12 protein-coding genes are annotated in these 12,653 nt (G+C 47.9%); all 12 read left to right on the forward strand.

The window, feature by feature from the left end:
• Window positions 1–283 precede the first annotated feature (283 nt).
• The 12 genes from B4U49_RS15585 to B4U49_RS15635 all read left to right on the forward strand — a co-directional run bounded on the left by B4U49_RS15585 (window position 284) and on the right by B4U49_RS15635 (window position 12,641).
• Window positions 284–646: an MbcA/ParS/Xre antitoxin family protein gene (locus B4U49_RS15585; RefSeq protein ID WP_143735696.1), complete on the forward strand. Its 363-nt coding sequence runs from the start codon at window positions 284–286 to the stop codon at window positions 644–646.
• Entirely contained in the window at window positions 643–1,425 is a 783-nt protein-coding gene (locus B4U49_RS15590) for an RES family NAD+ phosphorylase (RefSeq protein ID WP_158078640.1), read from the forward strand. The genes B4U49_RS15585 and B4U49_RS15590 overlap by 4 nt, the downstream gene beginning before the upstream one ends.
• 14 nt (window positions 1,426–1,439) lie before the next feature.
• Window positions 1,440–2,396, forward strand: a complete 957-nt coding sequence (locus B4U49_RS15595; RefSeq protein ID WP_078085535.1) for a 1-aminocyclopropane-1-carboxylate deaminase/D-cysteine desulfhydrase — start codon at window positions 1,440–1,442, stop codon at window positions 2,394–2,396.
• Between the two features lie 113 nt (window positions 2,397–2,509).
• Complete coding sequence (gene rfbA, locus B4U49_RS15600; RefSeq protein WP_078085536.1) at window positions 2,510–3,388, forward strand: glucose-1-phosphate thymidylyltransferase RfbA; 879 nt, start codon at window positions 2,510–2,512, stop codon at window positions 3,386–3,388.
• Between the two features lie 2 nt (window positions 3,389–3,390).
• Window positions 3,391–3,948, forward strand: a complete 558-nt coding sequence (gene rfbC, locus B4U49_RS15605; RefSeq protein ID WP_078085574.1) for a dTDP-4-dehydrorhamnose 3,5-epimerase — start codon at window positions 3,391–3,393, stop codon at window positions 3,946–3,948.
• Window positions 3,938–4,852 carry a dTDP-4-dehydrorhamnose reductase gene (gene rfbD, locus B4U49_RS15610; protein ID WP_078085537.1) on the forward strand — a complete coding sequence of 305 codons (915 nt, stop codon included), beginning with the start codon at window positions 3,938–3,940 and terminating at the stop codon, window positions 4,850–4,852. Before rfbC ends, rfbD begins: the two co-directional genes overlap by 11 nt.
• A gap of 16 nt (window positions 4,853–4,868) precedes the next feature.
• A complete protein-coding gene (rfbB, locus tag B4U49_RS15615) occupies window positions 4,869–5,966 on the forward strand; it encodes a dTDP-glucose 4,6-dehydratase (RefSeq protein WP_078085538.1) in 1,098 nt (365 codons plus the stop codon).
• A gap of 284 nt (window positions 5,967–6,250) precedes the next feature.
• The gene (locus B4U49_RS15620) at window positions 6,251–7,123 is read left to right on the forward strand and encodes an NAD(+) kinase (RefSeq protein ID WP_078085575.1); all 873 of its coding nucleotides are present in this window, start codon (window positions 6,251–6,253) and stop codon (window positions 7,121–7,123) included.
• 54 nt (window positions 7,124–7,177) lie between these two features.
• Complete coding sequence (locus tag B4U49_RS18905; protein ID WP_143735697.1) at window positions 7,178–8,011, forward strand: motility associated factor glycosyltransferase family protein; 834 nt, start codon at window positions 7,178–7,180, stop codon at window positions 8,009–8,011.
• Window positions 8,008–10,995, forward strand: a complete 2,988-nt coding sequence (locus B4U49_RS15625; protein WP_078085539.1) for a glycosyltransferase — start codon at window positions 8,008–8,010, stop codon at window positions 10,993–10,995. Before B4U49_RS18905 ends, B4U49_RS15625 begins: the two co-directional genes overlap by 4 nt.
• A complete protein-coding gene (locus B4U49_RS15630; RefSeq protein WP_143735698.1) occupies window positions 10,988–11,674 on the forward strand; it encodes a hypothetical protein in 687 nt (228 codons plus the stop codon). Before B4U49_RS15625 ends, B4U49_RS15630 begins: the two co-directional genes overlap by 8 nt.
• Window positions 11,649–12,641: a sulfotransferase domain-containing protein gene (locus B4U49_RS15635; RefSeq protein ID WP_078085541.1), complete on the forward strand. Its 993-nt coding sequence runs from the start codon at window positions 11,649–11,651 to the stop codon at window positions 12,639–12,641. The genes B4U49_RS15630 and B4U49_RS15635 overlap by 26 nt, the downstream gene beginning before the upstream one ends.
• The last annotated feature ends 12 nt before the right edge of the window (window positions 12,642–12,653 follow it).

A 12,653-nucleotide genomic window follows, 5' to 3' on the forward strand; every position in this document is an offset into this window, starting at 1 on the left:
TTCGAGTCCCGTCCGGTCCGCCAGATACAAAAAAGGCCCTGTTCGAAAGAACAGGGCCTTTTTTGTATCTGTTGGATCGGCGTGTGAGCCCCCCGTTCGATCAAATTGCGCAGCAATTTAAGACGCCCAAGGGGCGCCCGTAAGGCGAGGGCCATGGATGGCCCGAGTCAATCCCGTCCAGATGTGGCACTTGGCTCTTCGGTTGGTGCCACTTGGCTTGCCATATGTCCAAAATGTTAATATATTTAGGTCATATGTCCTCTACCCTCAATCCGGAGGCAGAATGGCCAATCCAGCCCATACCCCGCAAGCAAAAGAAGACCAAGTCCTTCTGGAAGCAACCCTAAACACGGCCAACCACCTGGGTCTGAAAAAGAAAGAGCTCAGCGAGATCATTCATTTGGATGACCGCACCCTGCGCCGCCGCAGCGGATTGGCCCCGCAAAGCGCCGAAGGGCAATTGGCCCTGTTACTGGTGCGCGCCTATCGTTCCGCCTTCGTGCTGATGGGTGGGGAAGAGGGCGCCAGAGCCTGGTTCGCTACTGCTAACCGCGCGCTGAACGGCATCCCCAAAGAACTTGCCTGCCGTATCGATGGGCTGGTACGTATCGTCACCTACCTGGATGCCATGCGAGGCAAGGTGTGATCGACCTGCGAGACAAGATTCGCCAGACTTCCACTCGCCTGATTGGCCGTCTGTATCGCATCATTGAATCTCAGGAAGAGGTCGCCACCAGAAGTCTGGTCGATAGCCTGCACAAGCAGGAGGTCCTGGAAAACCTGCTGGAACAGAGCAAGCCTGCCCGGCTACCAGGGAGTGAACACCTGCATTATCTGCTCGCCACCCCGTTTCGCTATCCGCCGCTCCCCTGGGGATCCCGTTTTGGCGGTATCGCTGAGAGTGGCATTTTTTACGGCAGCAAGACTGTCGATACGGTGCTTGCGGAAGCGGCCTACTATCGGCTGCTATTCCTGAATGATATGGAGCCCGCCCCACGTGCGCCTGTGACCAGTTACCACCAGGTCTTTTCTGCCAAGTACTGTGCAGACCCCGGCGTTCGGTTACAGGCACAAGAGTGGCAGCCTCACTGGCCGGCACTAACGCATACCACGGAATACCAGTTCTGCCAGCATCTCGGCGCGCAGATGCGCGACTGCGGTATACACGGAATAGAGGCGCCATCCGCCCGGGCTCTGCGTGCGGAAATTGCACAACTACCACCAGAAAATAGCGAAGGCATCAACGTTGCGCTGTTTACTCCGCAGGCCCTTCTGCGACGCCCCCCCACCATCGAGGCCGAAGTGACCGCAGAATCCACCGCCGATGGAGTGTCCTTCCTGGTGAAGTCCGGCAACAGCGTCCGCTCGAAAAGCTTTGAAAAGCAAGCCTTTCTAAAATCTGGTGAACTGCCACAGCCCGCCTGAGTCCCCAAAGAACAATGATCCGTTACCTCACCGAGCTTAGCCTTGAGGCGTTTACAGAGGCAGCCCGCAATGTGCCTTATCAGCAGATTGACTCTGACCTGTTCCCGGGCATCGACCTCTGGGTCCGCAGGGATGACCTGATCGATCCGCTGATCTCCGGCAACAAAGCTTACAAACTGATCTACAACCTCCTCGAAGCCCGGGAGCAGGGTAAAGACACCATCGTCACCTGTGGTGGCGCCTGGTCGAATCACATACATGCCAGCGCGGTAGCCGGTCAGCGGTTTGGGTTCAAGACCATCGGTATCATCCGTGGAGAGCGGCCGCCAGTGCTGAGTGCTATGTTGCAGGATGCGGAGCGGTTTGGGATGGAGTTGCGATTTGTATCTCGCTCGCTATATCGGCAGCGGGATAAGCCGGAGTTTTTGATGCAAGCTGGCCTAGCGGATATGGACTATTGGTATATCCCGGAGGGGGGAGCCAATCTGGAGGGAGTAAAGGGTGTTCAAATGTTGGCCAAGGTCATTCGTGATACCTCCCCCGTGGCATTCCATGAATGCTGGTTGCCCTGTGGAACCGGCTTAACCCTCGGTGCTCTCACATGCGGTTCTCTCCGCAGTGTCGAACTGAGAGGTGTCGCAGTGTTAAAGGGGGAGGCCGCCATTCAGCAGGCGGCAACTGGATGGTCGCAGAAAAGTTCAAAAGAATTTGGTTCGGTGCAGGTCCTAGCCGGTGGTCATTGTGGTGGTTATGCAAGGGTCGACCAAGCGCTGATCGAGTTCATCAGTTCGTGTCAGGAGCAGATAAGCGTTCCTCTGGACTGGGTTTACGTAGCCAAGGCTGCACTTAAACTGAAAAAATCGGTTGATTCGCGCAATAAGATTCCTCTGCAAGCTCAAGAGCAAATAAATGTGCTACTGCTGCATACCGGAGGACTTCAAGGAAATCGCGGCCGCATGGTTGCTTTTTGATCGACACGGTTGTTTTTTGGTCTCTTAATTCTGGTTCGACGATCTGATTTACCTTGGGCATAATGTGACTCAGTTTTGTCCGTGCTACGGCACTAGAAAAGGGGAGGGGGAGTGTGCGCAAAGGAATAATACTTGCCGGGGGAACGGGAAGCCGGTTGTATCCGTTAACAAAGGCGGTCAGTAAACAGCTGATCCCAATCTATGATAAACCGATGATCTACTATCCCCTCACCACTTTGATGTTGGCGGGGATTAAAGAGATCCTTATCATCTCGACGCCACAGGATCTCCCCGCCTTCCAGAATCTGCTCGGCACTGGTGATTCTTGGGGAATCAACCTTTCATATGCGGAGCAGCCATCTCCAGACGGGCTTGCCCAGGCCTTTATTATCGGTGAGCAATTTATCGGTAACGATGAGTGTGCGCTGGTACTGGGAGACAATATCTTTCATTCGCACGATTTCATGAGCGTATTGCAGCGTGCTACCGCGCAAACCGTCGGAGCAACTGTGTTTGGCTACCACGTCAATGACCCGCGGGCCTACGGTGTTGTCGAATTCGATGAAAATGGTAAGGCGCTGTCCATCGAAGAAAAGCCCCAGCAGCCCAAATCAAAATATGCGGTTACCGGTTTGTACTTCTATGACAATCAGGTCATTGATATTGCCAAATCTATTGTTCCTTCTCCACGCGGTGAGCTGGAAATAACTGATGTAAATCGAGCCTACCTGGAAGCGGGAACCCTGAATGTAGAGGTAATGGGGCGGGGGGCTGCTTGGTTGGATACCGGTACCCACGACAACCTGCTCGCAGCAAATCACTTCGTTCAAACCATCGAGGTGCGTCAAGGGCTAAAAATTGCATGCCCTGAGGAAGTGGCCTACCGCATGGGCTATATAAACGCGGAACAGCTGCAAAACCTCGCGCAGCCGCTTTTGAAAAGTGGCTACGGAGAGTACCTGTTACAGGTTATTGAAGACAGAGTGTTTTGATTGTGGAAGTTATTGATACCAATATTCCAGACGTAAAAATCTTACAGCCCAAAGTATTTGGGGATGAGCGAGGTTTCTTTATGGAAACCTTCCGCGATTCTTGGTTTCGTGAGCAGATTGCGGATGTATCGTTCGTGCAAGACAACCATTCAAAGTCATCCCACGGCATCTTACGCGGCCTGCACTTCCAGACCGAACAGACTCAGGGCAAACTGGTCCGTGTCGTGAGCGGTGAAGTATTTGATGTCGCGGTCGATTTGCGAAAAGGCTCGCCAACCTTTGGTCAGTGGGCTGGCACTATGCTGTCCGCGCAAAATAATCGCCAGTTCTGGGTCCCCGCTGGATTTGCCCACGGTTTTTATGTCACTTCCGACGCCGCAGAGTTTGTCTATAAATGTACCGATTATTACCATCCGCAGAGCGAAGTCAGCCTGCGCTGGGATGACCCGGAAGTTGGTATTGAGTGGCCTTTAGTTTCTGGGGCAGCGCCACAGTTATCCGGCAAAGATCGGGATGGATTGTCCTTCAAAGAGATACCCAAGTTTTCCTATGGCAAGTAAACAGCGCAAAGCACTGATTTTCGGCAAGAACGGCCAATTGTCTTGGGAGCTTCAGGAGAGCGCGCCTAGCAATTACGATGTGATCGCTTTAGGCAGTGCGGAAATTGATTTGCTGGATGGCGCTGCTGTCGAGCAGGCGATTGACGAGTATTCGCCAGATCTTGTGATTAATGCGGCTGCCTATACCGCAGTAGATAATGCGGAAACGAACGAGCAGGGCGCATTTGCGCTCAACCAGCATGCCGTGGCACATATTGCCGATGCTGTTGCCAAGCGCGGACGCACCAGCCTTATTCATGTGTCCACCGATTTCGTCTTTGACGGTACAAAGTCGTCGCCGTACTTGGTGGATGATGCCATCAGGCCGCTCAGTGTATATGGGGCCAGCAAGGCCGCCGGTGAAGCTGAATTATTGAAGCGCAATTTGCCCGGCAGCCTCATTGTCCGAACCTCCTGGGTTTATTCATCGCACGGGGCCAACTTTGTCAAAACCATGCTGCGATTGATGGCCGATGAAAAACGGGATCAGTTAAGTATTGTGGCGGACCAGATTGGCTCTCCTACATGGGCGGACTCACTGGCAAAGGCACTTTGGCAGGCCGGGGAGCAAGAGCTTCAAACACCTGGCGAAGGGGCGCGCGTATTCCACTGGACTGACGCAGGCGTTGCCTCCTGGTATGACTTCGCGGTAGCAATACAGGAACTGGGCTTGGCCCATGGGCTACTGGACCGGGAAATCGCCATCAACCCCATTCCTCATTCACAATACCCCACGCCGGCAACACGCCCTTCATTCAGTGTACTCGACAAATCAGTGATCGAGCATACCTATGGGCTAAAAACGCAGCACTGGCGGCGCCAGCTGCAATCCATGATGCAGCAAATGGCCGTAACGAAACATTAAGAAATTGGTGTAATACATGAACTTAGAAAACACGCCGGCAAAATTACTGGTTACCGGTGGGGCAGGGTTTATTGGTGCCAACTTTGTGCACTACTGGTTGAACAAGTATCCCGAAGATCAGGTAGTTGTTCTGGATGCGCTTACCTATGCCGGTAATCGTGCGAGTTTGGCATCTGTCGAAGACAATCCGCAATATACCTTTGTCCATGGCGATATTTGCGATACCTCACTCGTTGAGCAGTTATTGCTTGATCACGGTTTGGACACCATCGTCCACTTCGCAGCAGAGTCCCATGTAGATCGCTCGATAACCGGGCCGGATGCCTTTATTGAAACCAACGTTATTGGCACGCACAGCCTGTTGAAGGCTGCAAAGAAAGTCTGGTTGGACATGCCCAAAGCCGATGGACTCGAGCCGCTAAAGCACCGATTCCACCATGTTAGTACCGATGAAGTGTACGGTACATTGGAGCCTAACGACCCTCCGTTTTCAGAGACCACTGCGTACGCCCCCAACTCTCCGTATTCTGCGAGTAAAGCCGCCTCCGATCATCTGGTGCGCGCATACCACCATACCTACGGGCTGGAAGTGACAACGTCCAATTGCTCTAACAACTACGGTCCTTATCATTTCCCGGAAAAACTAATCCCCCTGATCATCACCAACATCCTCAATGACAAGCCGCTGCCGGTTTACGGGGATGGCAAGCAAGTGCGTGACTGGCTGTATGTGGAAGACCACGCGCGAGGTATTGAGCTGGTGCTGAGGGAAGGGCGCATTGGTGAGAATTACAACATCGGTGGCCACAACGAATGGCACAATATCGACATCGTCCGGCTCGTGTGTCAATTGATGGATGAAACCTTTGCGCGCGATCCGGCCCTGATCAAAAAATACCCTTCCGCCCTGCAGGCGGCCGCGGGCAATAGCGCTTCCCTCATTACTTACGTGACCGACCGTCCCGGTCATGATCGCCGCTACGCAATTGATGCACAAAAGAGCCGCAGTGAGCTCGGCTATGAACCTGTGGAGAGTTTCGAGTCTGGCATTCAGAAAACTGTCACTTGGTATCTTCAGAATGATGACTGGTGGAAAGTTTTGATCAAAAATTGAACTTTATGCTGCTCGTCACGTACAGGCAGTTAACTGAAAATTCCATTGAATCTGGCGTAAAATTAAACATTTTGTATGGGGACCATACGTCCCGGTACGCCCGTTCCGGGTGGTTCGACTCACCTGTTTACCTAAGGCATAATCGGGCGATTGCGTGGAACCGAATCACCTAGCATGATGCCGCTGGTCGATATTTGACCATGAGGGGTTTCGGCGGAAGAGCGTTCAATAGGTACAGAAAGCAAGCTACGCGGGCCCTTGATTCGGGCACCTTTGGGGGAGCGGTGTCAGAATTCCAGAATATCGGTCTAATTGGCCGAACAGAAAGCGATAGTGCGGTGCTCTCGCTCAGGCGTCTGATGGCGTACCTCGAGCGCGAAGGCTATTCCGTAATCCTCGAAAAGAATACGGCAAATGATGTCGCCGACCACAAAGCACGCGTATCCAGCAAAGAAAAGCTAGGCGAGCTTTGTGATCTGGTAATCGTAGTAGGCGGTGACGGTAGCCTACTGGCTGCCGCACGCGCTTTGGCAAAATTCAGCGTTCCACTTCTCGGCATCAACCGTGGCCGCCTAGGCTTCCTCACCGACATCACTCCCGATGAGATTGAACAAAAAGTAGGCGAAGTGCTTTCTGGCAAGTATATGGCTGAAAGCCGCTTTTTGCTCGATATGTCCGTTACCCGAAATGACAAGCCGATCGGTAAAGGCTCCGCCCTGAACGATGTGGTCATTCACCCGGGTGAATACATCCGGATGATTGAGTTTGACCTGTTTATCGATGGCCAATTTGTCTACACCCAGCGATCGGACGGACTCATTGTTTCTACACCAACAGGCTCCACCGCGTATGCATTGTCTGGCGGCGGTCCGATCATGCACCCGAAGTTGGATGCAATCGTGGTTGTCCCCCTTAACCCTCACACTCTAAGTAGTCGGCCTATCGTGGTTGAGGGTAGTAGCGAATTCAAAATTATTGTTAGTGAGCACAATGCAACACATTCTTATGTAACTTGTGATGGGCATGAGCAGGTTATTACCGAGCCTGGCGATGTGATTCGTATTCACAAGAAGCCTCACAGGCTTACGCTCATTCATCCAATTGATCATAATTTTTATGAAACCTGCCGTTCCAAATTGAATTGGCAAAATAGCTAGATCGCCAAATTTAACTTACCAAGAAATATAACCATTGAGCAATTTGTAACAAATATGTCGCACCCTTATCAAAAAGCAATCTCATTCATTTCACTTGCAAAACAAAGTCTCTCGAATATTCGGCTGCTACGTGATGCGCATGAGGGCGAAGACATTTTTATATTGGGGACAGGACCCTCATTATCTGATTTTGACTTTGCAGTATGTGAAAAAAAGGCTGTGCTGCTGCTCAATAATGCGATTGATGTACATCGACGCTTACCGGCCTCGACTTCAAAATACATCGTGATTTCTGATTTCTTGAGAATGTCGGAACTAAGAGCGAAAATTTTGAGTGAAAACATTAAATGTTTTTGCACCACAGATAAGATTTTCAGTTCCGGCGTTGATGTAAATATGTATGCGTCGCCATGTAATTTCATTATGCCAAAATATGATTACTCTACAACTGGAGAGGGCTTGCATATGACAGTGAGTGATGCCCCTCGGGTAGAGACAAATATTGAAAATGGCGTCTATTTGGGTAAAAGCGTTGTTTTTCCTGCAATTCAAATTGCAGCGTACTTAGGTGCAAAGAGAATCCATTTGGTGGGTGTTGATATGACGTCTAACACCGGTGCATATTTTAATCCATCAATAAAGGGTAATTGGTCAAAATTCTGTTATAAAACAGATGCAAAACCTCATTTTAAATACATAAGGGAATTATTTAACGCCACAGGTTTGGAGATTTTTGATCATAGTGAAAAAGGGCTGAACGATCAAATCGTAAAGGCAAGGGCTAATTTCTTCTCTGGTCATGAAGCCTCAGTTGTATGTGAAAATGGCTCTAATGAAAATGTTAAATCTGCAAATAGTAGCAGTATTAACACCGGAGAAGTTGTATGAGTAATATTTTGTTTATTCTCCCCTGTCGTGGGTTTGGTGGTACCGAAATTCATTCTTTGGGATTGGCAGAATATTTCATTAGTCAAGGTCACAAAGTAACCTTCGTTTTTCCCGATTGTCTAGAAAACTCAAGAATTACATTGGGGTGTTCTGAGGCAGGTATTCGGCGTGTCTATGCGCCAGTCGATATTGACGGCGCGAGGGCGGAATGTGATTTTGAGCAACAGAAAAAAATCTCACAAGAAGTTTTAGAGCAGGAATCAAGTGACTTGGTGTTGGTGGCAGCACCGAGCCCCTTGAACGCTTTGGGAGTACTGGCTGCAATTAATGAGGCTAGCCGTTACGCAATGGCGATTTTTCACTATGCCAGGAGCACCTTCGCAGTTCAGAAAAGCGTAAAGGGTTACTTTCAGAACAGTATTGTTTCGTCAAAAATTCAGCTGATCTGTATATCTCAATATGTTTTGGATAACGTTGCTAGAGCGTTTGATGTTCCAAAAAGTAGATTTACAGTTATTGCAAATGGTGTGAATATTGATAAGTCCAGAGAAGACTATAGTCGTTTTCTGTACGAGTTCGGGTTGGAGGGAAAGAAGATACTTTTCACGCCGGGCAGATATCATCAGCAGAAGGCTGTCGATATTCTTGTTGAGGCGATCCCTAAAATAGTTATTGAAAACCCCGATGTGCACTTCCTACTTTGTGGTGATGGCCCATTAAAAGAGCAGCTTGCCGAAAGAGCAAAAGAGCTGGGTGTAAGTCGGTATGTGTCCTTTGCTGGCTTCTTTAAAAATTCGTATAACGTATGTCCGCATGTCGATATTACCCTGTTGCCGACAAGGGATGAAGGCTTAGCGTTGAGACTGCTTGAAGCTTTCTCTATGGGAGCGGTCATCGCTACGAGCGATGCGGCATATCAGGATCAAATTATTTCCCACGGTGTTAATGGCTATATTTTCGAATCAGAAAGTGCTGATTCCTTGGCTGAAACTGTAAATTACGCCCTTAGCGACTCTGATAATCATGCAAATGTTAAAGCTGCAGCAATTGAAACTGCAAAACAGTACAGTTTTAACGGAATGCTAAATAAGTATAAACAGTGCTTAAACGACCTTCTTCTGCGCTCAAAAAATGAGAGCGAAACAAGCGGTCTCACTATCGTACCGCACGTAAGCATAGAGCTAGCCAGTCTAGAGTTTCAATCTGCAAATGGTATTTCTCTTGGGTGTGAAGGAGAGTTAAAAAGTGTTTTAGCTGGGGACCACGATATTGAAGTATCTATACTCCTGCGTGGAGGGAAACTAGCGGGTGCGAAAGTTTCCTCTGCAGATCTTATTGGGTACGAAGATAGCTCTTTGCGCTTATTGACATTGTTGGCCAAAAAGCCGTACGAATTTTCAAGTTATCTAATTAAAAAAATTGCTGAAAAAATTGAAGCGAAGTGGGAGCTGGAAGAAATTCCACCTTGGTACTTCAGTGAGTTTCTGGAGCCGGAGCTCAGGCGAGTGGGTATTCGTTCACCGCTGTTTGATAAGGTCATCCGTTTGCGGAAAAGCTTTTTTGGGAATAGGGAGAGATTGATCAGATTTGCGTCCGTGCTTGAGGTTGTTGAATCTACAGGGCGATCAGAATATTTACAGGCGATAATTGAACTGGAGAGTCGCGGCCACATAACTGAGGTCGAATTACAGCATTTAACTGCGTCATATCGCACCACTGGCGGAATCGTCAATCGAGTATCGCTAGCTCAGTCCGAAAAACATAAAAAAAGTGTCATAGTTTTTAGTTCGCACTATTGTTTCCCTCCTAAAAATGGATCTGATCGTCGGGTAACTGAGGTGATTAGGGGATATGCAAATTTAGGATTCAAGGTCGTTTTATGTTGCTTCCATCGTGATACAACCACCGATATGCAAACAACAATTGGCTTGAATGAGGCATACGGGGCGGAGGTTTCGATTTTTCGGCCCGAGCCGAAATCGAAAAATATATATACAGTTGCATTCTCCCGAATAAAGGCGGGCAGCATTCGCTTCGATGAATTCTATGACCCAGCTCTGCTCAGCCACTTTTATGATCTCTGCGCAACTTGGCAACCGAACGTTGTGTATATCAACTACGCAGTTTACGGATGGCTCTCGCTTGCCGTTAAAAACCCTAGCGCAAAAAAGATTCTAGACTTGCATGACCTACTTACGAAGCGAGTATCTACTTTTGCGATGCTCAAGCGTAAATTCGGTGAAATAAAGTCTACCGAAGATGTTGACATTGATGCGCTGGAGGACAGTCTAAAGCGCGTTAACGAATTTAGATTTCTGCCTGAAGAAATTGAGCTCTACCAGAATTTTGATAGGATTCTTGCGATATCTGCAGCAGAGCAGGCACTGCTTCAGGGGGCGGTAAAGCCGGAATTAGTGACGCTGATGTCATATGTCCCGGCATATCTACCGTTTAATGGCAATGAAACCACAGCGAGTTCACAGATACGCGCGGTATTTTTGGGTTCTAACAATGTGCTCAACATTATCGCAGCATCCATTTTGGAGTCGATTTCAGTAAAGCTGAGCTCGCTCTACCCTGAGTTCCAGCTTCACGTCTATGGTGATGTTAGCAAAGCGATGAAGGAGGCAGGGAACAGTACGCTACATGGATTCGTTAACTGCGTAGATTCGGTGTACCAGGACGCAGATTTTGCGTTATGTCCTATTTTATATGGCACCGGGCAAAATATTAAAATCACAGAGGCCTTGTCTAAAGGAGTTCCTGTGATTGCCTTTCAGGAGGCCGGATTATCTGCAGGTGTGATAAGTGGTGTTAATGGAATTTTGGTTACTTCAATATCATCATTTTACGACGAGATCGCAGAACTTGTGAGGAATCCATCCAGGCTGGCTACCTTGAAAGAAAGTTGTCGAAAATGGGCAAAAAACTTCTTTAATACAGAATATACATTGAAAATTTTAGATGAGGTTTCCTGTGACTAATCGGATTTCGGACGAAATTTCTTATCTCGTGTCTGCGCTAGAGTCGAATATAAAAGCGGGAGCGATTGGAAGTAATGAAGCGCTCAATATTGTTGATCAGATTCGTTTAAAGAATTTAGAGTTGTCTAGGCGTTTGGAAGGAAACTCGCTCGAATTTGTAACAGCAGCCGAAATCGAAAATGCTGAGGTTGGCGTACAGCGTGCCCTTAAGCTCGCGAGAGATAAATATAAGTCCATCAATACTGATTCCCTGATTAAATCATTTTTGAACTTCCAAGATTCGTCAAGGTTTCATGGCTGGTATCAGCCCTCCGAAGGTGAGCATTACATCTGGTCAGGTCCAGAAACTGAGTCAACTTTAGTTCTTTCCGGGATGTCAGGAGCAAAGTATTTCGGCTTTAAGGTTCGATGCAATGTTGAAAAGAGCGTGAATCTGAAGGCTTGGCTTTCAGTTTCATTGAATTCATGTGCGGTTAGATATGACTTCAAAAAAATTGGTGATGAAAATATATTGGTCATTTCCAAACCAGTAGATACAGATATCTGCGAGGTTGACTTTTTTATCGAGAAAATTTATTCGCCGAAAGAACTTTTCACGTCCCTCGATGAGAGGCATTTAGGTATTTGTATTTCCGGAGCATGGAAAATTTCAGATGAATTTAAATTCGAGGTTCTCTGAGAAAATGGTGAATAAAGTGGACTTAAAACCTATTTTTATTATCTCAGAGCCTAGGTCAGGTACTACTTGGTTGCAGAAGGCTCTTAACAGTCATGGCGAAATTTTCTGTACTGAGTTCAGGCTGTTTGGAGACCTTTTTGATACTGTCGTTGATGTAAAGCCCGATGGTTCGACGAGAGAGAGAAATCGATCAAGTCTAGAGTCTTATATTGGTGCGATTTCGCAGCATTTATGTCTTAAAGATGCAGGGATACTGCCTAGAGATTTCGCGGATGAAATGACTTCTAAAATTGCCCGTGGTTACTTCGAATATATGTCTCAAAAGACGGGTAAGAAATTTATTGTAGACAAGTTTACTAGTCTTCCCAATCCTTCGATTATAAAGCAGTGTAAGCGACATTTTCCCGATGCGAGCTATATTTACCTTTCCCGTGATGGTCGAGATATTTCCGTGAGCAAATTTTTCGATTGGGTGACCAAGACAAAAAAAGGTGAGTCAGTAGATGCTCAGTCGAATATATATCGAAAGTATATTTTGGGAGAAGATGTCAAATTGAGCCGATTGTTCACCGACGAGGAGGTGGAGCACTTTGCAAGGTCTTGGGCGTCTCATGTCTCTAGCAATATGGAAAACTGTGGTTTATCAATCTCATATGAGGCTATGCATCGCGACCAGGGTAAAGTATTGGAGAGTCTTTTTGAGTATATCGGAGCAGGGTTTGACAAGGATCTGATAGATCATTGTATTCAGCAATCGACTTTTAAAGTTATGTCTGGAGGTAGGGAAAAATCCGATGGGCAAGAAACTGCGAAAGCTCGTAGCGGCGTAGCGGGTGGTTGGAAAAAATATTTCACGTGTAGAGATGGTGAAATATTTTCAAAGAATTGCATGTCTATTTTAAATAAGCTTGAGCTTGAGTCAGATGAATTTTGGTATAAAGATTTGCCTGAAAAATTGGATCTTTAATTTCTGCCTCCC

Source organism: Microbulbifer mangrovi (genome assembly GCF_002009015.1).
In the GTDB taxonomy this organism is placed as follows: domain Bacteria; phylum Pseudomonadota; class Gammaproteobacteria; order Pseudomonadales; family Cellvibrionaceae; genus Microbulbifer; species Microbulbifer mangrovi.

Excerpts from the sequence above, each read along its gene's own strand:
- B4U49_RS15585 (WP_143735696.1), top strand. The coding sequence starts at position 284 with ATGGCCAATCCAGCCCATACCCCGCAAGCAAAAGAAGACCAAGTCCTT.
- B4U49_RS15595 (WP_078085535.1), top strand. The coding sequence starts at position 1,440 with ATGATCCGTTACCTCACCGAGCTTAGCCTTGAGGCGTTTACAGAGGCA.
- rfbD (WP_078085537.1), top strand. The coding sequence starts at position 3,938 with ATGGCAAGTAAACAGCGCAAAGCACTGATTTTCGGCAAGAACGGCCAA.
- rfbB (WP_078085538.1), top strand. The coding sequence starts at position 4,869 with ATGAACTTAGAAAACACGCCGGCAAAATTACTGGTTACCGGTGGGGCA.
- B4U49_RS18905 (WP_143735697.1), top strand. The coding sequence starts at position 7,178 with ATGTCGCACCCTTATCAAAAAGCAATCTCATTCATTTCACTTGCAAAA.
- B4U49_RS15625 (WP_078085539.1), top strand. The coding sequence starts at position 8,008 with ATGAGTAATATTTTGTTTATTCTCCCCTGTCGTGGGTTTGGTGGTACC.
- B4U49_RS15635 (WP_078085541.1), top strand. The coding sequence starts at position 11,649 with ATGAATTTAAATTCGAGGTTCTCTGAGAAAATGGTGAATAAAGTGGAC.